The 23,945-nt window shown below is 58.1% G+C and carries 23 protein-coding genes; 22 read left to right on the top strand and 1 reads right to left on the bottom strand.

Annotated elements, in window-relative coordinates:
* Positions 1-75: 75 nt before the first annotated feature.
* From ABRP31_RS11205 to ABRP31_RS11215, 3 genes are all read left to right on the top strand, one after another.
* Entirely contained in the window at positions 76-1,914 is a 1,839-nt protein-coding gene (locus tag ABRP31_RS11205; protein WP_349970841.1) for an amidohydrolase, read from the top strand.
* Positions 1,915-1,967: 53 nt separating this feature from the next.
* Complete coding sequence (gene ycaC / locus ABRP31_RS11210; RefSeq protein WP_087268181.1) at positions 1,968-2,597, top strand: isochorismate family cysteine hydrolase YcaC; 630 nt, start codon at positions 1,968-1,970, stop codon at positions 2,595-2,597.
* A gap of 164 nt (positions 2,598-2,761) precedes the next feature.
* Positions 2,762-3,604 carry a fumarylacetoacetate hydrolase family protein gene (locus ABRP31_RS11215; RefSeq protein WP_349970704.1) on the top strand — a complete coding sequence of 281 codons (843 nt, stop codon included), beginning with the start codon at positions 2,762-2,764 and terminating at the stop codon, positions 3,602-3,604.
* Positions 3,605-3,756: 152 nt separating this feature from the next.
* Here the strand turns inward: ABRP31_RS11215 and ABRP31_RS11220 are convergent, their stop codons facing one another.
* A complete protein-coding gene (locus ABRP31_RS11220) occupies positions 3,757-4,962 on the bottom strand; it encodes a YbfB/YjiJ family MFS transporter (protein ID WP_349970705.1) in 1,206 nt (401 codons plus the stop codon).
* A 147-nt stretch (positions 4,963-5,109) separates the two neighbouring features.
* Here ABRP31_RS11220 and ABRP31_RS11225 point away from each other — a divergent pair, with 147 nt between their 5' ends.
* From ABRP31_RS11225 to ABRP31_RS11315, 19 genes are all read left to right on the top strand, one after another.
* The gene (locus ABRP31_RS11225; RefSeq protein ID WP_349970706.1) at positions 5,110-5,982 is read left to right on the top strand and encodes a LysR family transcriptional regulator; all 873 of its coding nucleotides are present in this window, start codon (positions 5,110-5,112) and stop codon (positions 5,980-5,982) included.
* A gap of 248 nt (positions 5,983-6,230) precedes the next feature.
* The gene (locus tag ABRP31_RS11230) at positions 6,231-7,082 is read left to right on the top strand and encodes an STAS domain-containing protein (RefSeq protein ID WP_349970707.1); all 852 of its coding nucleotides are present in this window, start codon (positions 6,231-6,233) and stop codon (positions 7,080-7,082) included.
* A gap of 4 nt (positions 7,083-7,086) precedes the next feature.
* Positions 7,087-7,449: an STAS domain-containing protein gene (locus ABRP31_RS11235; RefSeq protein ID WP_032625918.1), complete on the top strand. Its 363-nt coding sequence runs from the start codon at positions 7,087-7,089 to the stop codon at positions 7,447-7,449.
* Entirely contained in the window at positions 7,446-7,850 is a 405-nt protein-coding gene (locus tag ABRP31_RS11240) for an anti-sigma regulatory factor (RefSeq protein ID WP_087268196.1), read from the top strand. Before ABRP31_RS11235 ends, ABRP31_RS11240 begins: the two co-directional genes overlap by 4 nt.
* On the top strand, positions 7,841-8,857 hold the full coding sequence (locus tag ABRP31_RS11245; protein ID WP_349970708.1) for an ATP-binding SpoIIE family protein phosphatase: 1,017 nt from the start codon (positions 7,841-7,843) through the stop codon (positions 8,855-8,857). Before ABRP31_RS11240 ends, ABRP31_RS11245 begins: the two co-directional genes overlap by 10 nt.
* Positions 8,858-8,891: 34 nt before the next feature.
* On the top strand, positions 8,892-9,716 hold the full coding sequence (locus ABRP31_RS11250) for an ATP-binding protein (RefSeq protein WP_349970842.1): 825 nt from the start codon (positions 8,892-8,894) through the stop codon (positions 9,714-9,716).
* Positions 9,706-11,652, top strand: a complete 1,947-nt coding sequence (locus ABRP31_RS11255) for a response regulator (RefSeq protein WP_349970709.1) — start codon at positions 9,706-9,708, stop codon at positions 11,650-11,652. Before ABRP31_RS11250 ends, ABRP31_RS11255 begins: the two co-directional genes overlap by 11 nt.
* Before the next feature lie 532 nt (positions 11,653-12,184).
* Positions 12,185-12,514 carry a hypothetical protein gene (locus ABRP31_RS11260; protein ID WP_349970710.1) on the top strand — a complete coding sequence of 110 codons (330 nt, stop codon included), beginning with the start codon at positions 12,185-12,187 and terminating at the stop codon, positions 12,512-12,514.
* A 512-nt stretch (positions 12,515-13,026) separates the two neighbouring features.
* Positions 13,027-13,977: a LysR family transcriptional regulator gene (locus ABRP31_RS11265; RefSeq protein WP_349970711.1), complete on the top strand. Its 951-nt coding sequence runs from the start codon at positions 13,027-13,029 to the stop codon at positions 13,975-13,977.
* Positions 13,978-14,271: 294 nt separating this feature from the next.
* Positions 14,272-15,732: an NAD(P)/FAD-dependent oxidoreductase gene (locus tag ABRP31_RS11270; protein WP_349970712.1), complete on the top strand. Its 1,461-nt coding sequence runs from the start codon at positions 14,272-14,274 to the stop codon at positions 15,730-15,732.
* Positions 15,729-16,703 (top strand): ABC transporter permease, encoded by a 975-nt coding sequence (locus ABRP31_RS11275; protein WP_187522937.1) that lies wholly within the window; start codon positions 15,729-15,731, stop codon positions 16,701-16,703. The genes ABRP31_RS11270 and ABRP31_RS11275 overlap by 4 nt, the downstream gene beginning before the upstream one ends.
* Entirely contained in the window at positions 16,700-17,605 is a 906-nt protein-coding gene (locus tag ABRP31_RS11280) for an ABC transporter permease (RefSeq protein WP_349970713.1), read from the top strand. Before ABRP31_RS11275 ends, ABRP31_RS11280 begins: the two co-directional genes overlap by 4 nt.
* Positions 17,602-18,630 carry an ABC transporter ATP-binding protein gene (locus ABRP31_RS11285; protein WP_087268217.1) on the top strand — a complete coding sequence of 343 codons (1,029 nt, stop codon included), beginning with the start codon at positions 17,602-17,604 and terminating at the stop codon, positions 18,628-18,630. Before ABRP31_RS11280 ends, ABRP31_RS11285 begins: the two co-directional genes overlap by 4 nt.
* The gene (locus ABRP31_RS11290; RefSeq protein ID WP_349970714.1) at positions 18,620-19,633 is read left to right on the top strand and encodes an ABC transporter ATP-binding protein; all 1,014 of its coding nucleotides are present in this window, start codon (positions 18,620-18,622) and stop codon (positions 19,631-19,633) included. The genes ABRP31_RS11285 and ABRP31_RS11290 overlap by 11 nt, the downstream gene beginning before the upstream one ends.
* A 55-nt stretch (positions 19,634-19,688) precedes the next feature.
* Positions 19,689-21,254 (top strand): ABC transporter substrate-binding protein, encoded by a 1,566-nt coding sequence (locus ABRP31_RS11295; protein ID WP_349970715.1) that lies wholly within the window; start codon positions 19,689-19,691, stop codon positions 21,252-21,254.
* A gap of 61 nt (positions 21,255-21,315) precedes the next feature.
* Positions 21,316-21,834 carry a CMD domain protein gene (locus tag ABRP31_RS11300; protein ID WP_349970716.1) on the top strand — a complete coding sequence of 173 codons (519 nt, stop codon included), beginning with the start codon at positions 21,316-21,318 and terminating at the stop codon, positions 21,832-21,834.
* Entirely contained in the window at positions 21,834-22,421 is a 588-nt protein-coding gene (locus ABRP31_RS11305; protein ID WP_349970717.1) for a peroxidase-related enzyme, read from the top strand. The genes ABRP31_RS11300 and ABRP31_RS11305 overlap by 1 nt, the downstream gene beginning before the upstream one ends.
* 185 nt (positions 22,422-22,606) lie before the next feature.
* Positions 22,607-23,134: a chalcone isomerase family protein gene (locus ABRP31_RS11310; protein ID WP_349970718.1), complete on the top strand. Its 528-nt coding sequence runs from the start codon at positions 22,607-22,609 to the stop codon at positions 23,132-23,134.
* A 25-nt stretch (positions 23,135-23,159) separates the two neighbouring features.
* Complete coding sequence (locus ABRP31_RS11315) at positions 23,160-23,681, top strand: DUF3833 domain-containing protein (protein ID WP_087268236.1); 522 nt, start codon at positions 23,160-23,162, stop codon at positions 23,679-23,681.
* The last annotated feature ends 264 nt before the right edge of the window (positions 23,682-23,945 follow it).

Here is a 23,945-nt window from a genome sequence, read left to right on the forward strand (position 1 = left end):
GCTGCGGCAATCCTTCCGTCTTTTCCCTTCGCTGGCTATGCCGGTGCCTCTCAAAAATCTGTCGAAGGAACTGCAATGAACGTCGAACTGATTCTCTACAACGGCCAACTGCATACTGTCGATCGTGAAAAACCCAAGGCTAGCGCTGTCGCCATCAGCGGTGGTCGTTTCGTGGCTGTCGGTACTGACGCTGAAGTCATGGCGCTGCGTGGCAGTGCAACCCAGGTCATCGACTTGCAAAAACGCACGGTGATCCCGGGCCTTAATGACTCCCACCTGCACTTGATTCGTGGCGGTCTGAACTACAACCTTGAGCTGCGTTGGGAGGGTGTACCTTCGTTGGCCGACGCGCTGCGCATGCTCAAGGATCAGGCTGACCGCACGCCGACTCCGCAATGGGTGCGTGTGGTAGGTGGCTGGAACGAATTCCAGTTCGCTGAAAAACGCATGCCGACGCTGGAAGAACTCAACCAGGCCGCACCGGATACCCCGGTATTCGTTCTGCACTTGTACGACCGTGCCTTGCTCAACCGTGCCGCGCTGCGCGTCGCCGGGTACACCCGCAACACGCCGAACCCGCCGGGTGGCGAGATTGTTCGTGACTCCAATGGCGATCCGACCGGCATGCTGGTGGCCAAGCCTAACGCGATGATTCTTTACTCGACGCTGGCCAAAGGGCCGAAGTTGCCACTGGAGTATCAGGTCAACTCGACGCGTCAGTTCATGCGTGAGCTGAACCGTCTGGGTGTAACCAGCGCCATTGATGCCGGCGGTGGTTTCCAGAATTACCCGGATGACTACGCAGTAATTGAACAGTTGGCTCGCGAGAAGCACCTTACCGTGCGTATCGCTTACAACCTGTTCACTCAGAAGCCGAAAGAAGAACTGGCGGACTTCAAGAACTGGACCAGCTCGGTCAAGTTGCATCAGGGCGATGACTTCCTGCGCCACAACGGCGCGGGTGAGATGCTTGCTTTCTCGGCGGCGGACTTCGAAGACTTCCTCGAGCCACGCCCGGATTTGCCGCCGGGTATGGAGCAGGATCTGGAGCCGGTGGTGCGCCACCTGGTCGAAAATCGCTGGCCGTTCCGCTTGCACGCGACTTACGACGAGTCCATCTCGCGGATGCTCGACGTGTTCGAGAAGGTCAACCGCGATATTCCGTTCAATAACCTGCCGTGGTTCTTCGACCACTGCGAAACCATCTCACCAAAAAACATCGAGCGGGTTCGTGCCTTGAATGGCGGTATCGCGATTCAGGACCGGATGGCGTTCCAGGGCGAATACTTCGTCGAGCGCTACGGCGCCAAGGCTGCCGAATACACGCCGCCGATCAAACGCATGCTGGCCGAAGGTGTGCCGGTGGGTGCCGGTACCGATGCGACCCGGGTTTCCAGCTACAACCCGTGGACCTCGCTGTACTGGATGGTCAGCGGTCGCACGGTCGGTGGTCTGGAGCTGTATCCGGAAGGCCTGTCCCGCGAAACCGCACTCGAACTGTTCACCCACGGTAGCGCCTGGTTCTCATCCGAGCAGGGCAAGAAGGGCATGATCAAAGTCGGTCAACTGGCTGACCTGGTGGCCCTGTCGGCGGACTACTTCAGTGTTGATGAAGAGTCGATCAAGTGGATCGAGTCGGTGATGACTGTTGTGGACGGCAAGGTGGTGTACGGCAGCGGCGATTTCGAGAAGCTCGCACCGCCGCAGGTTCCTGTCCTGCCGGACTGGTCGCCGGTGGTCAAAGTGCCGGGCCACTGGCGTCCGAACTCGCCTTTGGTGGCTCAGGTTCACCAGTGCAGCGGCCCTTGTGTCGTGCATTCCCACAGCCATGAGCGCGCACGTATGTCCAGCGTACCGGTCAGCGACTTCCAGGGTTTCTGGGGCGCGTTTGGCTGTTCATGTTTCGCATTCTGATCATCTGCCACTACGGCGATGACGTTACTCTGAAAACCTGAAGGAGTTACCCCATGAGTACTGCTACCCCTTGGAAGCGTTTGAACAAAGACGACGCCGTTGTGCTGCTGGTTGACCACCAGACAGGTCTGATCTCGCTGGTACAGGATTTTCAGCCTAACGAGTTCAAGAACAACGTGCTGGCGCTGGCTGATCTGGCCAAGTTCTTCAAACTGCCGACTATTCTGACCACCAGCTTCGAAAACGGTCCTAACGGCCCGATGGTGCCTGAGCTCAAAGAGCTGTTCCCGGACGCGCCGTACATCCCGCGTCCAGGCCAGATCAACGCCTGGGATAACGAAGACTTCGTCAAAGCAGTGAAGGCGACTGGCCGCAAGCAACTGATCATTGCCGGTGTGGTGACTGACGTCTGCGTTGCGTTCCCTACGCTGTCTGCATTGGCTGAAGGTTTTGAAGTGTTTGTCGTGACCGACGCGTCGGGCACCTTCAACGAAACCGTGCAACAGGCTGCATGGTCGCGTATGACTGCTGCCGGTGCGCAACTGGTGAACTGGTTCTCCGTAGCGTGCGAGCTGCAGGTTGACTGGCGTAACGACATGGAAGGCCTGGCGAACCTGCTGTCGCCACGCATTCCTAACTACCGCAACCTGATGAACAGCTACTCGGCGCTGACTGCCAAGTAAGTTTGCTGCACAAAAAAAACGGCGCCCAGCCTTTGGTGGGGCGCCGTTTTTTGCTTATACCTGTTCCACGCGACATCGCATCAAGCTTTTGAGATCACACTTCTATGTAAAGTCAGAAGCTATGCCATGATGCCCCCGCTTATCTACTGACAAGGAATAGCCTCATGAAGCTGGTTCGCTACGGTTTGCCCGGTGCTGAAAAACCGGGTGTCATTGATTCCACCGGTGGCATTCGTGATTTGTCTGCCTATGTCGATGATATCGACGGCACGGCGCTTTCAGCCGAAAGCCTGTCGCGCCTGAGCGCCATCGACAGTTCCTCGTTACCGTTGGTTGACGCAACTGTGCGTATCGGGCCGCCGATCAGCAGAGGCGGGCGTGTCATCTGCATCGGGCTGAACTACACCGACCACGCTGCTGAAACCAATTTGCCAATCCCTGCCGAGCCGGTGATGTTCCTCAAAGCGTGCCACCCCACGGGGCCCAACGACGATATCCGCTTGCCGATCAGCTCGCAGAAGGCTGACTGGGAGGTGGAGTTGGGCGTCGTGATTGGCACCAAAGGCTTGTACATCGACAAGGCAGATGCCTTGAAGCATGTCGCCGGTTACTGCGTAGTGAATGACTTTTCCGAGCGCAGCTACCAGATGGAGCGCGGCGGGCAGTGGACCAAAGGCAAGAGCTTCCCCGGTTTTGCACCTGTGGGACCGTGGCTGGTAACCGCTGATGAAGTCGCTGACTCGGGCAAGCTGGCGTTGTGGCTGGAGGTCAACGGGACACGCCATCAGGACGGCAACACCGCCAATCAGGTCTTTGATGTGGCAACTGTTGTGAGCTACGTGTCGCAGTTTATCGAGCTGGAATCCGGCGACCTGATCTGCACCGGCACACCTGCTGGCGTGGGGGTGGGTCACAAGCCTGAGCCGTTGTTCCTCAAGCCGGGTGATGTGGTGACCTTGGGAGTTGAAGGGCTTGGGCAGCAGCGGCAGGTGATCAAGGCGTTTTAACGTTTTGTAGGGTAGTCAATCAACTGCCTGAGTTGAAATACGGTGTCCTGTGGGAGCGAGGCTTGCCCGCGATAATTTGCGAACCCTATCGCGGGCAAGCCCCGCTCCCACAGTTAGAATGCATTCCAATCCGGGAAGTTTGGTGTTGATGACTACTTGGCAAACAGCGAAGCCAGATAATCAGCCAGCAACGCAACAGCAATCGCCGACGCCGCTATCACAAACAGCATCACGTGATGGCCGCCGTTGGCGTTGAAGATCACCGAATAGCCGTAACCGCCCAACGCCTGAAAGGTCGCGAACGAAACGGTGGCACGGCTCCAGGCCACTTGCTGCATGTCATGGCGGGGCACCAGTTCGTGGATCCTGCTCAGCGCCAGCGGCACGATGCCGGGTGGGAACGAGCCAATGATGATCGCCAGCACCGCTAACAATGCAAAGTTACTGGTGGTGCACAACAGCGCGACGGTCACCGCTTGTACGGCAAGCACAACCCGGATCGACGTGCGGGCTCCCAGACGGTCAGCCAGAAAACCGTAGGCGACCGGGCCGAGAATCGCGCCGACGCCGTACATGACCCAGATCACCGCACCGGCATGGGCGCTGAGGCCAAGTCCGCGTGTCACGTAATCCACCAGGAACACCATGGCCGGCACCAGGCCGACCGCCATCAGCGCGTACTGACCAAACAACAGGTAAATACCTGAACCCATGCGGGTGTGCTGCGTTTCATGAGGTGCTTGGCTGGGGGCAGAAACTGCGGCGGCAGCGCTTGCCGATGGCCAGCCGAACCAGCTCACTGCAGTCAGCATCAGGGATGCCAGGCCCAGGCCAATCCAGGCATCTCGCAGGCCTAGCGACAGCAGGAACGGCACCAGCGTCCCGGATCCGGCAATGCCCAGACCCACGCCGATGAAGATTGCGCCGCTGGCCAACCCTCTACGAGCAACCGGTACGTGAGGAATTACAGTAGCGGCCACCACAACCATGATCGCGCCGCCAGCGATACCCGACAGCAGACGCCAACTGAAGAACCACGTAATGGACAGCGGGTAGGCACACGCAAAGAAAGACGCGGTGGCAATCAACATCATCAATCGCAGCGAATGCCCATTGGACAGTCGGGCGGCAATGGGGCGGCCGGTGAGGGCACCAATCAGATAGCCGATCAGGTTCGCGGCACTCAGATAAATGACATCCGAAGCCGAAAACCAGTGGGCCTCAATCAAGGAAGGTATCAATGGCGTATAGGCAAATCGCGCCAGGCCGATGCTGACCAGGCTGGCACTAAGGCCCGCCAGAATATGCAGCCAGACGTTGCTGCGCGGGGTGACACGAGGATCAGTTGAGATGTGCATGGTGGAATGTCCTTCCCCATAGAATCATGGAAATCAAAATGAGCACTGCAAAGTGCTTGGCTGAGTCCATAGTAACGGCGATGATTGATGCAAACTTGCAGTTAATTCTCTTTAGTCAGATGCATAAATGCATCACTCGGGTGACCTTTGAACTGGGACGACACGCGAATTTTTCTGGCGGTCTGCAGAAAATCCACATTGCGCGGCGCCGCGCGCTTGTTGAATGTGGATCAGGCCACGGTCGGCCGCCGGATTGCGGCGCTTGAGAAGGCATTGGGCACTACGGTGTTTCTGCGCACATCCGAAGGCTATGTGCTGACCGCTGCAGGGGAAGCGGCGTACAAGTCAGCGGAAAAAATGGAGCGCTCGGCGCTCGAGCTGCAGCGACAGATTCAGGGGCTGGATGATCGACTCAAAGGCGAGGTGCGTATCACCTCGACCGATTCGCTGGCCGTCGACTTTCTGATTCCGGCCATCGCCAGGGTGCATCAACAGCATCCGGATGTGAAAGTCCGTCTTGATGCGTCAATTCAGATGCTCAGCCTTTCCCGGCGTGAGGCCGATATTGCGGTCAGGAACGTCAAGCCGGAAAACCCTGATTTGATTGCTCGCTGCATTGCCCGTTGGCCGGTGGGGTTGTTTGCTTCGCCGGCGTACGCGCAGCAACACGGCGAGCCGCAGCCTGGTTCGGCTTTTGCCGGTCATGACCTGATTATGTTTCAGCCCTATCTGGAAAGTGGGCGCGAACCGACTATTGTTTCCGAACCGGTCACTCACGGGCGCCTGGCAGCGACGGTTAACTCCGGCTTGATGATGAGGCGTTCAATTGCTGCCGGAATTGGCATCGGCGAAATTCCGGTTTGCCTGGGCGAGCGTGACGGGTTGACCCGGCTGTGGCCTGACCGGCAGCGGCAGGAAACCTACGACGTATGGTTAGTGACTCACGAGGACTTGCGACACACCGCGCGCGTGAGAGCGGTGATCGATGAGATCGTTAGTGTGTTCAATGAAATCGGGTAGCGCGATGCGGACATCCGAATGAGTGTGCAGTCCGTCTAAAAGCCCCTTTTTCAGTGGTTTTGGCGGGTAAATATAGCGTCTATATCACTTGACTAAAATCTATTAGCAATGTGCCATTAGAGGCTGCTTGCATTTCGATGCAGATTGTTGAGAATCGCAGCATCACGAGCCTCGTAAGCCCTCATTTCTACCTTTATTGCATGCCTGAGCGATCAGGTTTGTCGGGATTTCTCAGGAGTTAAAACAAGATGGCAGCAGTGCAGCAGCAGACCGTTGACGCGATCAAGACGTCCCAGACCGAGCTGACAGCCGCATGGCTTGCAGCGCTGGAGGCCAACGGTGCCACTCGTAACCTCAAGGACGATGAACTGAAACAACAGATGGTCGAGTTTCTGAGTCTGGTGGCTTCGGTTGCTGAGAAGGGGCGCCATCAATCCCTGGCGGGCAGTGATTGGGACGAGATTCGTCAATTCCTCGAAAAGCTTTCGCAAAGCCGCGCCTTGGTGGGTCAGGACTCGCAACAGACTGCCAGTTTCGTTTTCGCGCTCAAGGGCCCGTTGTTTGCCTTGCTGCAACGCAAGTATCAGGCTGATCCAGAACTCTACGCCGGGCAACTACTGGAATTGTCCGAGCTACTTGATGCTTTGGCGATGCACACCATCCGTACGTTCCAGAAGTCGCGTGAAAGCGTGATCAAGCGTCAGCAGGAAGAGCTGCTTGAACTGTCGACCCCGGTCGTCAAGTTGTGGGATGGCGTACTTGCTCTGCCGATGATCGGCACCCTCGACTCCCAGCGTACCCAAGTGGTGATGGAGTCCCTGTTGCAGCGCATCGTCGACACCGGTTCGGAAATCGCCATCATCGACATTACCGGGGTGCCAACCGTAGACACTCTGGTGGCCCAGCACTTGCTGAAAACCGTGACCGCGATCCGTTTGATGGGCGCAGACTGCATCATCAGTGGCGTGCGTCCGCAAATCGCTCAGACCATCGTTCACTTGGGTCTGGACCTGCAGGGCGTCGTCACCAAAGCCAACCTGGCCGATGCGTTGGCGCTGTCACTCAAGCGTCTGGGGCTGACCGTCACCAAGGCGGTATAAGTTCATGGAACGTATTCCTATTCTGCAGATGGGCGCTTATTTGCTCGTCACGATCCAGGTCGATATGCACGATCAGCTGGCCCTGACGCTGCAGGATGATCTTTCCGAGCGCATCAGCAAAACCTCGGCACGGGGTGTTCTGATCGATATCTCGGCGCTGGACATCGTCGACTCTTTTGTCGGGCGCATGATCGGCACCATTTCCGGCTTGTCGCGGATCATGGATGCCGAGACCGTGCTGGTGGGCATGCAGCCTGCCGTTGCGATCACGCTGGTTGAGCTGGGCATGACCCTGCCGGGCGTGAGCACAGCGCTGAACGTCGAGCGCGGCATGAAACTGCTTCAAGAGCGAGTGCTTGCGCAATGACCGTACGCAGCAGCGGCACGCAACCCGTGCTGATCGAACAGGACGTCGTACTTGCGCGCCAGACCGCGCGCAAGCTGGCTCAGGAGTGCGGCATGCGCCTGATTGATCTGACCAAAATGGTAACCGCTGTCAGCGAGCTGGCGCGTAACACCATGGTCTATGGCGGCGGCGGGGACATGGACTGGCAGATCCTCGAAGAGGGCATGCGCACTGGTTTGCGAATCACCTTTCGCGACGAAGGCCCAGGCATTCCTGACCTGAAACTGGCGATGACAGATGGCTGGACCTCCGGAAACGGCATGGGCCTCGGTTTGACCGGCGCCAAGCGTCTGGTGGAAGAGTTCGAACTGGACACCGCTCCCGGTGCCGGAACCCGCATAACGATTACCCGATGGACGTGAACCTGCGCAGTACCCTGACGCAGGTTTTGTTGATTGAGGACAGCAGCCAGGTAGGCCACGCAAGACGCACCGCTCAGCAGTTGGCGGAGAGCCTCGCGTTTGATGAGGTGGACGCCGGACGTGTTGCGTTGGTCGCCACCGAGTTGGCCAGCAATATTCTCAAACACGCGGTGCGTGGCGAGTTGCACCTGCGCGTTTTCAATTCGACCGCGTTGTCCGGCGTTGAGATCATTGCGGTGGATCGTGGCAAAGGCTTCGATCTGCATGATTGCATGCGCGATGGCTTTTCTACGGGAGGCACTCAAGGTATTGGCCTGGGGGCAATCGAGCGTCAGGCTGATGTCTTTGATGTGCATACGGATGCCCGTGGTGCTGTAGTCCTGACCCGTTTTTACTCACGTAAAGGCAAGACCCGCGACCTGCGCGTGGGTATCAGTCAGCACTCTCTGCACGATGATCCTGCTTGCGGTGATGTCTGGTCGCTGGCAATTGAAGGTCGACGAATCAGTGCGCTGATCATCGACGGCCTTGGTCACGGCGAGGACGCTGAAGTCGCCGCACGTGCTGGCGAAGCGGTGTTCCAGCAGCGGCCCTTTGATTCGGCCGAGCACCTGTTTGACGACATGCACCATTCAATGAAGGGCACCCGTGGCGGTGCGGCGGCGTTGGTTAACTTCGACGCCGACAGCGATGCGCTACGCTTTGTCGGGATCGGCAATATCGGCGCCACTCTGATTGGTGAAGATAAAGTCAGAGGGCTCGTCTCGCACCCGGGTATCGTCGGTCTGCAATTCAGAAAGGCTCAAGCGTTCGAGCATGCTCAAGTCGCGGGCCAGTTGCTGGTGATGTACAGCGATGGCCTGCAATCTCGTTGGAACCTGCGTGATTATCCGGGTCTGATCTATCGTCATCCGGCAGTTATCGCTGCTGTACTGCACCGTGATTATTGCCGCGGTCGCGATGACGTCACTGTGTTGGTCATTACCCTGGAGGCGTTCAGTGCCTGAACCGATTGCTGCCGATCAGTCCGTTGAGCTGCAGATGTTGCGCGATGAAGCAGACGCGTTGCGTGCCGAGCTTGAAGAAACCAATCAGGGCGTACTGGCGCTGTACGCCGAGCTTGATAATCAGGCGGAGGAGTTGCGTCAGGCCTCTGATTTGAAGAGCCGCTTTCTGTCTTACATGAGCCACGAATTCCGTACGCCGCTGGGGTCGATTCTGAGTATCACCAGTCTGCTTCAGGATGAAATCGACGGGCCGTTGAGCGAAGAGCAGCACAAGCAGGTGGGGTTTGTCAGTGGTGCGGCCCGTGAGCTGAGCGACATGGTCGATGACCTGCTTGATCTTGCCAAGATCGAAGCCGGGCGCATCTCCATTTCCCCCGCATGGTTCGACATGTTCGACTTGTTCTCGGCGTTGCGTGGCATGTTCCGGCCAATCGTCAATGCCTCCTCGGTGGATCTCATTTTTGAGGAGCCTGTGGGCTTGCCGCGCCTTTATACCGACGACAAGAAGCTTGCGCAGATCCTGCGCAATTTCATCTCCAATTCCCTCAAGTTCACCCAGCGTGGTGAGGTACGAGTGTCTGCGCGCCTGGAAAACGATCGCGAAATCCGCTTTGCGGTCGCGGATACCGGCGTGGGTATTCCTCAGGAAATGCATGGCGCTTTGTTCGAAGACTTCTCGCAGATCGACTCGCCGCTGCAAAAGCGTTTGCGCGGTACTGGCCTGGGTCTGTCATTGTGCAAACGATTTGCCGAGTTGCTGGGCGGGCGAGTAGGGCTGGAAAGCGAACCCGGCCACGGATCGACATTTTTCGTGATCATTCCATTGGCAATCGCCTCGGGGCATGCGGATGAAGCGTGAACTTCGGCTGCTGATTGTTGATGACAACGCAGCGACACGCTATGCGCTGCGTCGGCGCATGGAACGTCACGATTTTATTGTCAGCGAAGCGGGCACCGGCACTGACGGGCTTGAGCAGATTGCTGCGCAAGTTCCGGATGCGCTGATCCTCGATGTGAACCTGCCGGACATGAGCGGCTTCGATATCGTACGTCTGTTGCGAGCAGAGCCACGCACTGCCTTGCTGCCCGTGGTGCATGTGTCTGCCGCGTCGATCCAGACCGCCGACATTGTCACCGGTCTCGAAGCCGGTGCTGACGCCTATCTGGTGCATCCGGTGGACCCTGATGTATTGCTGGCGACCTTGCGAACGCTGCTGCGGGTGCGAGACACCGAATACGCGTTACGTGAGAGTGAAGCGCGTTTCAGGGAGATATTCGTCAATATTTCCGCACCGATTGCGGTGATGGATGCTCAGCTCAAGGTCCACGAGTGCAACCACGCGTTTGCGCTGCTGACCCATCAAAGCCTTGCCCAGGAAACCATGCTGGGCTCTCTGGCGGGTGATCAGGATGAAGTCATTCAGGAGCTGCGTGCAGGCTTGTTGGCCGGCGAGCGCTGGCAAGGTACTTTGCGCATGCTGGTCAGAGGCGAATTGCGCGAGACCGAGTGGCAGGTGTCACCTTACCGCACGCCAGAGCTGAGCCTCGTGTTCGTCGAGGACGTGACCGAGCACCGGCAGCGTGAGCAATCACACCTCAAGCAGCTCGACAGCGTCAACACCAAGCTTGCCCATGAAGTGGCCGAACGTGCCCGCACCGAGGCGCAGTTACTTCAGGCGCAGAAAATGGATGCGATTGGCAAGCTGACCGGCGGCATCGCCCATGACTTCAACAACTTGCTGACCGGAATCATTACCGGCATCGAGTTGATCAAGAAGCGCACTCAGGAAAACCGCCCCGAGAAAATCATGCGCTACGCCGAGGCAGCGCTGGCATCCGCTTCCAGTGCGGCGGCTCTGACCCATCGCTTACTGGCATTTGCTCGTCAGCAACCGCTTGATGCGCGACCCATCGATATCAACAAGCACATCCGTTCGCTGGAGGATTTGCTGCGCCGCACCATTGGCAAACGCATTGCGTTGACCCTGGACCTGACTTCGCAATCGGCCATTGCGCTGGTGGATGGCAGTCAGCTGGAAAGTGCATTGCTGAATCTGGTGATCAACGCGCGCGACGCGTTGCCGAACGGCGGCACGATTCGCGTGACCACTTTCGCCGCGCATTCAAAAGGCGATGCCCGGCTGGCGGATGGCGCTTACCTGGCGCTGTCGGTCAAGGATGACGGCATCGGCATCGAGCACAGTGTCATCGACAAGGTGTTTGATCCGTTCTTCACCACCAAGCCTATTGGTGAGGGCACCGGGCTGGGGCTATCGACCATCTATGGCTTCGCTCGGCAGTCGCGAGGCGACGTAGTCATTCGCAGCGTTGTAGGCCACGGCACCGAAGTGACCCTGATGCTGCCAGCCGGGATTGATTCTGTGCCGGTGGAGGATGCGCCAAGTGCTGCTCCACGGGAAGGCGCGGGGCAGCACATTCTGATCGTTGAGGACACGGCGTCAGTGCGGATGTTCGTCAACGAGTTGCTGGTCGATACCGGCTATCGCTGCACTCAGGCAGGGGACGTCGCTACGGCATTGTCGATACTTGAAAACGATGCATCCATCGACCTGCTGCTCACCGATGTCGGCTTGCCGCATATGAACGGGCGAGAACTGGCGGATCGGGCCAGAGCCTGGCGACCTTGCTTGCCGGTACTGTTCATGACCGGTTATGCCGAGAACGCGGTGAACCGGCAGAGCTTTCTGGGGGAGGGCATGGACATGATTATCAAGCCCTTCAAACTGGGCGCTTTACTCGAGAAAGTCGACACCATGCTTGAGTCGCAGCCCTGAAACAGCTGATCGCCCGCCAGTTTTCAGTGACTGCACAGTCACAACCAGAAATATGTAGTGCTCTAAAAATATCACTACATAATTCTTGACGAAGCCCTTTTCGACTTGCATTATGCAGCTGTCTCCCTGATCGGGAGAGTTGCAAAGGGTGTTCTTGACATGCACGACGAGCCGTCGTGATGTTCCCGGATGTGTGCTGCCCACAAGGCAGATTGATGAAGCTGACCCGGCATGAGCGTCGTCTGACGTGAAGATGCTGGCGATACGTCCTCATGAGGCTTGTGGCTGACAGCTGTCAAGTTGCCGTTGGTTTCGGATGTTTCGCTACTTCTCCTCTCGTTGAGACGCTGCCGCGTAGCAGCTTTTCATCAAGGCTACATGCATCTAGTCAAGGGCCGGTTCTGCAAGGGTGTGAACGATAACGAGTGTTTCATCGTTTCGTTCATCTGCAGCAATACGAATTAATTGGCCGATTTGATGATGTGTTTGAGCTAACTAATTAATCAGATAACGAGCGGTCAAGGAGTTACACATGAACTTGAATAAGCAACCAACGATCGATGAGCTTTCCAAACTGTTTGCTGCGCGTAAAGACAGTCTGGATAACCATATTCTGTGGGTATGCGAAGAGGGGGAAGTGCGTATTGATCCTCTTGCTTCAGGCGTGCCGGAAGAGCAGTTCGTTGCCAGTCGCCCTAACTTGCGTACTCGCCTGTCGATGTACCGCCGTGGTCATGGCTGGGTAGGCAAGAAGGCCGCCGCCGACAAGCAATTCATGAGTGATGTGCTGCAAACACTGCAGGATGTGTGGAGTCAAGCCCAGCGTCAGCCTGACGCGCGGGTTGCTGAGCGGTTGTATTAAGTTGAGTTCGCAGTAATCCCCTGTAGGCGCGAATTCATTCGCGAAGCGTAGTGTCAGTCGCATTGCTTCGCGAACAAGTTCGCTCCTACAGGGGATGTATGTTGTGCGTTGTCTTTGTGGGCGCCAACTTGTTGGCGAGGCGGTGTGTCAGGGCAATTGTTTCGCGAACGCGTTTACGTTTGCTTGATAGATACAGTAACAGAGTTGAACCGCATTCCTGTAGGCGTGAGCTTGCTCACGATAGCATCAGGTCTCACGACAAGTTGTTGTGATGAATATTGAATCGCGAGCAAATTCACTCTTACAGTTCATATGCCGCGAGAAACGGCGGTGCAATTGACATCATGGCATCTACATAGCCATGTCATCTACATAGCCATTTCATTTACATAGATAGTCCCTGCAACCCTCAAGTAGGCTTGTTCTGTTCGATAGGTTAGGCTTGGCCGCTTCCCGACGTAGGTTAGCGCCGGGCAGTATCTGATCTTCATTGTTCATGACAAGGCGCGTGTATGGATTTGCGGCAACTGGAAGCGTTCGCGGCGGTTATGTCGGCTGGCAGTGTCACGGCGGCGGGCAAGATGCTCGGTCGTTCACAACCCTCGGTCACGCGGGTCATTCAGGAGCTTGAGCAGGAGCTTGGCTTTGCGCTGTTCGAACGCAGCGGGCCCAAGGTCACGCCGACCCAGAAAGCGTTCATGATGTACGCCGAGGTGGAAAGTGCCTTGCTGGGCATCCGTAACATTCGCCAGCGCGCCTTGCATATTGCTCAGGATGAAAATCGCCAGATCAAGCTCGTGGCAATCCCGGCGCTGGCCGCCGGTTTACTGCCTGCGGCTTTGTCCCGGCTGCCGCAACCTCTGCAACCGCAGCACATTCAATTGCACAGCATGTCTCCGGAAAACGTCGTTCAGGCAGTCCTCTCCAAGACCATGGACCTGGGAGCAGTGAGTCTGCCGCTGGAGCATCGCGGCCTGGACATTCACTGGATCGGCGAGTCGCCGTGCGTGGCCGTGCTGCCCGCAGATTCAGAACTGGCTCGCTACGACGTACTGCCCATGGAGGTGCTGGCGGCGCACCCGTTGATCACCATGTCCAACCCGTTCCGTTTCCGTCGTCGTATCGACAAGGCGTTTCAGGATGCAGGCGGCAGGATGCCGCATATGCTCGATACCAACACCTCTCTGGTTGCCATGCAGATGGCTCGGGTCGGGTTGGGTATCGCCCTGGTGGACCCGTTCACGGCATTGGGTGTACCGATCAATGGTGTTGTAGTGCGACCTATCGAGTGCAACATCCCGTTTTTCTTCGGCTTGATTTCTGCCTTTGCCAGCCCGTTATCCGATGTGGCGGTGGCACTGGTCGACGAACTTGCCAAGTCCGCTCAGGCGCTACTGCCGTCGATGATCATGCACGACCCAAGCGAACACGACGCTTTGCTGCAGAGCATTTATGCGGGGTAGTCGCAGGTTCTGAGTGGTGGCGGTGCGCCTACCTCACTCCACCCTGATCTGGAGTGCGTCCAGCCTTATCGCGGGCAGGCACCGCTCCCACAGGAAGCCGCATGGGGCGGAACATCAATGCCCCTAATGCTTTTATGGAATATCAATATTCAATAATCATCGTTGAAGGAATATTCCGTGGCTTCTACTATTCGTTATCTGAATTCATGAGCCTTATGAATTCGAAAATGTATGAGTGTGGAATGCTTCTTGTATAGCAAGTGACCACCTTTTCTCGAATGCCGAGTATTGAAAATGTCCGATTTGAACACCGCCAGTGGTCTTGCTGCGCTGGAAGCTCGCCTGCAGCAGGATTTGCAATGGCTGGATCTGCCTGCTTCACCCTGGGTAAAACCGCGGGTCAATGACGGGCAGGCGGTGTTGGATGTGGCCATTATCGGTGGCGGTATGGCGGGCCTGGCGCTGGCCGCCGAGCTGCGCAACATGGGCGTTATCGCGCGCATTTACGATCAATCGCCAGCCGGTTTCGAAGGCCCGTGGGCGACTACCGCGCGCATGGAAACGTTGCGTTCGCCCAAACAACTGACGGGTCCCGCATTGGGCCTGCCTGCCCTGACATTCAGAGCCTGGTTCGAGGCGCAGTTCGGTCTGGCGGCGTGGAATGCGCTGGACAAGATCCCGCGTCTGCAATGGGCGGATTACCTGCGCTGGTATCGCAAAGCACTCAAGCTGGACGTGCGCAACGAGCATCGGGTGAGCCGGGTCCAGCCTCGTGCGGACGGTCTGGTTGAGCTGGATGTCCAGCATGCCGGGCAGCTTCAAACTATTGTGGCCCGCCACGTGGTGTTGGCCACTGGTCGCGATGGTCTGGGTGGTCCTTGGGTGCCTGATTTTGCCCACAGTTTGCCCCGGCATTTCTGGGCGCATTCGGCTGATGGGTTGCAGGACGATTGGTTCGTCGGCAAGCGCGTTGCTGTGATCGGTGGTGGTGCATCGGCGATGGACAGTGCTGCCACCGCGCTGGAAGCTGGTGCGCAGCGGGTCGATCTGCTGATTCGTCGGGCCGAGCTGCCACGGGTCAACAAAGGCAAGGGCGCTGGCAATCCAGGCATGACCCACGGTTACTGGCGCCTGCCGGATACCTGGAAATGGCGAATTCGCAAATACCTGAACACTCAGCAAGTCCCACCGCCGAGGGGCAGCACACAGCGTGTTTCCCGCTCCCCCAACTCCCGTTTTCTGCTGAACAGCCCGGTCGTTGCCGTTCAGGAAAACCCGGCCGGTGGCCTGTGGGTGGATACACCGAAGGCGCGGATCGAGGTGGATTTTCTGGTATTCGCTACCGGCTTTCGCACCAACTTCCAGTTGCGTCCCGAGTTCGCCAGTTTTGCCCAGCATGTCCGCGCCTGGAGCGACAGCTTCACACCACCCGGCGGCGAGCCTGATAACGAACTGGAAGACTTGCCGGACCTGGGCCTGTGCTTCGAGTTTCAGGAAAAGACCCCCGGCGCGTGCCCCGGCATTGGTCAGATTCATTGCTTCAACTATCCGGCAGCCCTGAGCTACGGCGCGGTGTCGGGTGATATCCCGGCCATCAGCGAAGGCGCCAAGCGTCTCGCGCAAGGCCTGGCAGGCCAGTTATTCAACGAAGACATCGAGCTGCATTTTGAAGCCATGCAGAACTACGCCGAACCTGAGTTGCTCGGTGATGAATGGGTCGCCAGCGAGCCGACGGCTCAAGAGTTACGCGGATGATCGGCTGGCTGGTGCGGCGCCTGAGTCAGTCGCTGTTGGTGGTACTGCTGATGACCCTGGTGGTTTTCATTGGCCTGAACGCCATCGGCAATCCGATGGACATTCTGGTCGGCGAGGACCTCAACCAGGCCGAACGTCTGGCAGCCATCGCTCATCTGGGGCTGGATAAGCCGTTATGGCAGCAATACCTGCTGTTCCTCAAGGGCGCTGTGCAAGGCAATCTCGGTCAGAGCTTTGTTTATCACGAAGACGCCATGCGCCTGATCGTGCAGCGCCTGCCCGCGACGTTTGAACTGGCCTTTAGCGCGATGTTTCTCGCTGTCGTGCTTGGCGTGCCGCTGGGCATGTTCGCCGGCAGCTATCCCGATCACCCGTTGTCACGCATGTTGATGGCCTCCAGCATCGTCGGTTTTTCGCTGCCCGCGTTTTGGGTGGCGTTGATGATGATCATGCTGTTCTCCATCAAGCTTGGCTGGCTGCCCGCCAGCGGCCGGGGTGAAACCCGTGAACTGTTCGGCATTCAGTGGTCCTTCCTGACCCTCGACGGTTTGCAGCACCTGATTTTACCTGCACTCAATCTGGCGCTGTTCAAGATATCCCTGGTGCTGCGCCTGACCCGTGCTGGCGTGCGTGAAGTGCTGCCGCAGGAATACGTGAAGTTTGCCCGCGCCAAAGGCCTGTCGCCGGTGCGGGTGATGTGCATGCATGTGATGCGCAACACCATGATTCCGCTGGTCACGGTGTTGGCCATGGAGCTGGGTTCGACGATCGCGTATGCCGTGGTGACCGAAAGCATTTTTGCCTGGCCCGGTGCAGGCAAGCTGATTCTGGACAGCATCAACATGTTAGACCGCCCGGTGGTGGTGGCTTATCTGATGGTGGTTGTGGTGATTTTTGTGGTGCTCAATCTGATTGTCGATGCGCTGTATTACTTCCTCGACCCGCGTGTGCGTGTGGAGGCCAAACGATGAGCCAGGTTCCCGTAGCGACTTTCAAGGCGCAATCGCCATGGCGGCGCGGCATCTCGGAGTTCAAGACTTCGCCGACAGCGATGCTCGGCTTGCTGGTGTTGGTGTTTATCGTCGGTGTCGCGGTGCTGGCGCCGTGGATTGTTCATCAGAATCCCTATGACCTGATGCAGCTCAACGTTCTGGATGCGCGCCTGCCTCCGGGGACGGAAAACGTTGATGAGGGTTACATCTATTGGCTGGGCACCGATGGCCAGGGGCGCGATTTGCTGTCGGCGATTATTTACGGTCTGCGTATCAGCCTCTGGGTCGGTATTGGTTCGGCGCTGATCGCGGCGGTACTCGGCACCATGCTCGGTTTGTTGTCCGCGTATGCGGGTGGTTGGGTCGATGCGTTGTTGATGCGTCTGGTGGATTTGCTGTTGTCGTTCCCGGTGATCCTCATGGCGTTGATGATTCTCGCCTGGCTGGGCAAGGGCGTCGGCAATGTGATGCTGACGCTGGTGGTGCTGGAATGGGCCTATTACGCGCGTACCGCCCGTGGTCAGGCGCTGACTGAAAGCCGCCGCGAATACGTCGATGCCGCGCGCGGGCAGGGCATCGGTTCGTGGCGCATTGTGGTCGGGCACATTCTGCCCAACTGCCTGCCACCGCTGATCGTTATCGGCGCGCTGCAGATCGCCCGGGCTATCACTCTGGAAGCAACCCTGTCGTTTCTCGGACTTGGCGTGCCAATTACCGAGCCTTCGCTGGGCTTGCTGATCGCCAACGGCTTTCAGTACATGCTCAGTGATGAATACTGGATCAGTTTCTATCCCGGTGTGGCGCTGCTGATCACCATCGTTGCCATCAACCTGGTGGGCGACCGTCTGCGTGATGTGCTGAACCCGAGGTTGCAACGATGAGCCTGCCAAACAGTTCTGCCGAGTCGTTGGCCGTCGAACAAGCGGCAAGCGTGCAGCCGACGCTGGATGTGCGCGGGCTGTGCACTTCTTTCTACACCCGCGCCGGGGTGCTGCCTGCGGTGCGTGATGTGTCCCTGAGCATTCAGCCGGGGCGAATACTTGGACTGGTGGGCGAGTCCGGTTCCGGCAAGTCAGTCACCGGTTTCTCCATCCTCGGTCTGGTGGATGAGCCGGGGCGGATCAGTGGCGGGGAAGTACTGTTTAAAGGTCGCGACCTGACGCGTTTGTCCGCTAAGGAATTGCGCCACCTGCAAGGCAATCGCATCGCGATGATTTTTCAGGACCCGATGATGACCCTCAATCCGGTGCTGCGCGTCGATACGCAAATGATCGAGGCGGTGCAAGCCCACCAGCCACTCAGTCGCACGGAGGCTCGTGAACATGCCAGCCGTACGTTGGCGTTACTGGGTATCGCCAGCCCCGATGAGCGTCTGCGCGCCTACCCGCACCAACTGTCCGGGGGCATGCGTCAGCGGGTAGCGATTGCCATTGCGTTGCTGCATTCGCCGGACCTGATCATTGCCGATGAACCGACTACAGCGCTGGACGTGACCATTCAGGCGCAGATTCTCAGTGAGGTGCAGAAGCTGGTCCGTCAGCAGGGCACTTCGCTGATCTGGATTACTCACGATCTGTCGGTAGTCGCCGGTCTGGCGGACGATATTGCGGTGATGTACGCCGGGCGCATCGTCGAGCAAGGCACCGTCGCGGCGGTGCTGGATCGCCCGCAACACCCTTACACCCAAGGCCTGATCGACAGCTTGCCGAGCCGGAACAAACGCGGTCAGCGGTTGCGGCAGATTCCCGGCATGGCGCCGGATCTGCTGTCGATGCCAACAGGTTGCGCCTTCGCTGCGCGTTGCACCCGAGCGACTTCGGTGTGCGAGCAGGATCCGCCCAGTCAAGCGATAGAGCCGGGCCGACTGGTCCGCTGTTTTCACCCGGGAGCCGCCGATGAGCAATAAATCGACGCCAATCATCGAGCTGCGCGATGTCAGCAAGACATTCGGCAAAGCCAGCCCTGAGACCGGGCTGCAGCACCTGTTGCAGCGCCTGCAACTGACGCGGCCAACATCAGTGACACACGCTGTCGACCGGGTTGATCTGCGCATTGTGCGGGGCGAAGTGGTGGGGCTGGTCGGCGAGTCCGGCTGTGGCAAGTCGACCCTTGGGCGAATGGTCGCGGGCTTGCTGCCGGTGTCTTCCGGCACGGCGTCCATTGACGGCAAATCCATTGAAGACTTCACCCATGAAGAGCGTCAGGCGGCGCGGCTGAAAATCCAGATGATCTTTCAGGACCCATCCGCCAGCCTCAACCCGCGCCTTCGTGTGGACCGTATCGTCGGGGAGGGCGCGTTGCTGCATTGCCTGACCGACAAGGCGGGTTTCGACGATTACGTCAGTGCTCAACTGCAACGTGCCGGGCTCAGCCCGCAGTTGCGCCAGCGCTATCCGCACCAGTTCAGCGGCGGCCAGCGTCAGCGTATTGGTATCGCCCGTGCGTTGGCGGTGCAGCCTGAGCTGCTGGTCTGCGATGAGTCAGTGGCGGCGCTGGACGTGTCGATTCAGGCGCAGATTCTCAACCTGTTCATGGACCTGCGCGATGAGCTTGGCCTGACCTATCTGTTCATCAGCCATGACCTTGGCGTGGTCGAGCATCTGTGCGATCGCGTGGTGGTGATGTACCTGGGGCGGGTCGTGGAGAGCGCCGACGTCGATGACTTGTTCAGTCGCGCTAACCATCCTTACACCCAGGCCTTATTGGCGCAGATCCCGCGTTTCGATATTCGCAGTGCCCGTTATGACGCGATCAAAGGGGAAATCCCCAGCCCGCTGAACCCGCCTGCCGGGTGTCATTTCCATCCTCGTTGCCCGCACGCCATGGCGCGCTGTCGCGTGGAAGTTCCACCGCTCAGGGAGGTTTCGCCGAACCACCTGAGCGCTTGCCACCTCAACGAAACAGCCTGAACGGGCGCTTGATCGCCTGTCTTTCTTATTGCCATTGCGTACAAGGAAACAACACATGAAACCTCTTGTTCGTTCACTGTTGGCCTCGGCCCTGATTCTGGCCGGCGGCAGTGCCTCGGCTGAAGCGTTGCGTATCGGTTACGCCGACCCGGTCTCATCCCTTGATCCACAACTGAATAACTATGCCGGGGACCGCTCGGTGGCGCTGCATGCCTTCGAGTCGCTGGTCAATCGTCGCGACGACAAGACCCTGCCAGGGCTGGCCAAAAGCTGGAAGGTGCTGGACGACAAGACCTGGGAGTTCAACCTGCGCGACGACGTCAAGTGGCAGGACGGCAAACCGCTGACAGCCGATGATTTCGTGTTCTCCTTCGAGCGCGCCCGCGCCGTGCCAGGCTCCGTGGCGTCTTACGCCGGTGCCATGCGCACCGTCGAGTCGATCCAGGCCAAGGATGATCACACGCTGATCATCAAGACCCGCTCACCTAACGCCAACCTGCTGCCGGATGTCGATTCGATCTACATCGTCAGCCGCCATGTCGGTGCAGGTGCTGCAAGTGCCGATTACAACTCCGGCAAAGCGATGGTCGGCACCGGGCCTTATCGTTTCGTTTCCTTTGTGCCGGGCGACCGCACGATTTTCGAGCGCAATAACGAGTATTGGGGCGAGAAACCGCTGTGGGACAGCGTTGATTATCGTTACATCGCCAATGCCGCGAGCCGCACTGCAGCCTTGCTGGCGGGTGACGTGGACGTGATCGACAAGGTCTCGCCAACCGACGTGGCGCGTCTGCGTCAAAGCCCGAATGTGAAGGTTTACGCTTACTCCGGGCTGCGTGCGCTGATTGTTCAACCGAGCTTCCGTGAAGGTCCGAACGAATACATCCGTGACAACGCGGGCAAGCCTCTGGAGCAGAACCCGCTGCGTGATGTAAAGGTGCGCAAGGCGCTGTCGCTGGCGATCAATCGCCAGGCGATTGTCGAGCGCATCATGCAAGGCACCGTGACCGAGGCCAACCAGTGGATGCCAGCCAAGACGTTTGGCTATAACAATGATCTGAAAAACATCCCGTACGACCCGAAACAGGCCAAGGAGCTGCTCAAAGAAGCGGGCTTCCCGGATGGCTTCCAGTTGACCGTGCATGTGCCGGGTGACCGTTACCCGCAAGCACCGGAAACCATGCAGGCGGTGGCACAGTTCTGGTCGCGGATTGGCGTCAAGGTGCAACTGGAAGTTCTGCCGTGGGCGGTTTACGCCGGCAAGGCGAACAAGAACGAACTGGCAATCAGTGTGATCGGCTGGGGTAACGGCACTGGCGAAGCGGCTTATGCCTTGACCAACATTCTGGCAACCGTTGACAGCACCAAAGGTCTCGGCGCTTCCAACTGGGGGCACTACAGCAACCCGTTGGTGGATCAAGCCTTGGCCAACGCGACCTCGGAATTCGATGAAGCCAAGCGCCGCGCAATTCTGGAGCAGTCGGCCAAAGTCGTGACTGACGACGTCGGCATCATCCCGCTGTTTCATTACCAGAACATCTGGGCTGCGCGTAAAGACCTGAAAGTTGAGCCGCTGGTCAGCGACCGCACTGCAGCGAGCATGGTCACCAAACTGCCTTGACGCCCGAAGCCTGCCGCCATACCAGCGGCAGGCTCAGCCCGATCCATTCAGAGGAGCTGTAATGAATTCCACCGCTCAATCGCCGGATGTCCTGGATGATTTGTTGGGCCTGACGCCCGGCACACATCTGCATCAGGTCCGTCATGCCCGTGACAAAGTGCTGGCCGCGACTCAGGGTAGCCACGCACAGTTTTTCGATCCGCTGCTTGCAGACAATCTGTCCCTGATCGAGCGTTTGGCGGTAGCGTATTTTGCCAGTCGTCTGACCCCGAATCAGCTATTGGCAGACTACTATCTTGAGCAGTTGCAGGCGCTGGACGTTGATCCGTCGCTGGTCGGAGCCATTGACGCTGGTGTTCTTGAGCGTCTTGAAAGTGTGCGGCTGCAGGCCATTCTCAGCTTTACCCAAACCTTGATCGAACGCCCAGTGGACGGTGATCAGCAGGCGTTGCAGGTGCTACAGCAAGCCGGATTGTCCACTGCGGAGATCGTCGTGCTCGCGCAGTTGATTGCGTATCTGTCTTATCAGGTCAGGCTCGCTGCCGGACTTGCCGCATTGTCAGCCGCAGGAGCCGCGTGATGAGTGAGCCAATCCGTATCAACGGTTTCACCAGTGAAGTGTTGGGGTGGAAAGCCTGGCTGCCGACCATCAAACTCGACAGCGCGACACCCGAACAGGTCGCCGTGCTGGAAGAGAGTCATCCGCAAGCCAAGGTGTCCGATTATTACCTGACCCTGGCCCATCAGCCTGAAGTGCTGCGCCAGCGTTCTCTGGCTTTCAACGCCATCATGTACGCCCCCGGCGGTTTGTCACGTGCCGAACGTGAACTGGCGAGCACCGTGGTTTCCCGTATCAATCAGTGTGTGTATTGCGCCTCGGTACATGCCCAGCGCTTTGAGCAACTGGCAAAGCGTAACGATGTGATTGCCGAGATCTTCACCGATCCTGAAACGGCCGGGACAACTGAGCGGGAAAAGGCCATCGTGCGTTTTTCCATCGATCTCACCCTTGACCCGGCTGCGCTGGGGGCTGAACACATCGGGCCATTGCGCGCGCAAGGTCTGGATGATGCGCAGATTCTTGACCTTATCCACGCGATCTCGATTTTTGCCTGGGCCAACCGTTTGATGCTCAATCTGGGCGAGCCGGTTTACAAGGGGTTGTGACAGGACGTGGTCAGCAATCAAGCGTTTGAATAAAAACTTTGCTAAAAATTGTACAAAGTGTCGATCGTCGTATAGCTTTTAAGTCTGAAGGGTCAGCTTCCCGGTGTTGTTGTGGTCTTTGACCTTGCACCGGGTTGCTGACCTTTTTTTGTTCTTGCCCTGAAGTCCCGGACGAGAGGCGCTGTATGACACGACTATGGTTAGTGGTTTTCCTGCTGTTCAGTCAGGTGTTCAGCCAAGTGGCGAGCGCTTCCTGGCAAGAGTCGTTGCCCAACGCCCAAGTGGTCGGCGGTGGCGATCTGCGGGTGTTCGGCTTTCGTGTCTATACCGCACGCCTATTGAGTGCAGACAAGCCTTTCAAGGCCGATCAGCCGCTGGCGCTGGAGCTGACTTACCACCGGACGATTTCCCGGGACGATCTGGTCGAGGCCAGTATCGTCGAGATCAAGCGTACTTCCCCGAAGGCGATTCCCGAGAAGCAGCTGGTCGCCTGGCGTGAGCAAATGGCGCAGGCGTTTGTCGATGTTGAAGAGGGCATGAAGATTACCGGGGTGTATTTCCCTGGCCGCGAAGCGCGCTTTTACGTCGGTGACAAGCTGCAGCATGTTGTACAGGATCCGCAGTTCGCCAAAGCTTTCTTCGACATCTGGCTGAGCCCGAAAACCCGCAACCCGGAGCTGCGTGAGCAACTGATGGGACGCGCCGCCAAGTAATCCATTTTCTGTTGGGAGCTGCGACATGTTGAAGGCCTTGATCATCGCTGCATGTATCGGTTTGGCTGCCTGTAGCGGCGTGGACGTGAAGCAGTACAGCCAGGAACAGCCCAAGCTGGATCTGCGCGAATACTTCACCGGCCGCGTTGTGGCGCAGGGTATTTTCCAGAAGCGCTCGGGAGAGGTCACCAAACGCATGGACGTGGTGATCAATGGTCGCAGCGAAGGCGATGCGCTGATCCTGCATGAAGACTTCACCTACAGCGACGGTAAAAAAGAAACCCGGATATGGACGCTTGTTCCTGACGGGCCAGGCCGATGGAAGGGCACAGCGGGGGATGTCGATGGCGAGGCGTTCGGAGAAGTGTCCGGCAATGCCTTCCACTGGCGCTACGTGCTGAACCTGCCGGTGGATGGCACCACCTACAAAGTGCATTTCGATGACTGGATGTACCTGCTGGACGACAAGACTCTGGCCAATCGCTCGTACATGAGCAAGCTGGGTGTGGAGCTGGGGCAGGTGACGTTTTTCTTTCGTAAGCAATAGAAACCTGTAGAAGAACCTGTAGGAGCTGCCGAAGGCTGCGAGACATTAATCCTGACTCGCCGCCATTCGCAGCCTTCGGCAGCTCCTACAAAAAATATTCCAGCTCAGACGGCTGTGATCAGTTGGGCTCTGGTCCTGCGGCGCGATATCTCCTCTCCCTGGAATCTGAAATTTCTTGAAACCTTCGCTGCCGATCTTTCTCACCTCTCTGTAACATGGCTACCCGGCTATCGATGCCGAAGCATGACCATGAATTTCCTCACC

Origin of the sequence: Pseudomonas caspiana (assembly GCF_040224095.2) — a bacterium.
GTDB classification, from domain to species: domain Bacteria; phylum Pseudomonadota; class Gammaproteobacteria; order Pseudomonadales; family Pseudomonadaceae; genus Aquipseudomonas; species Aquipseudomonas caspiana.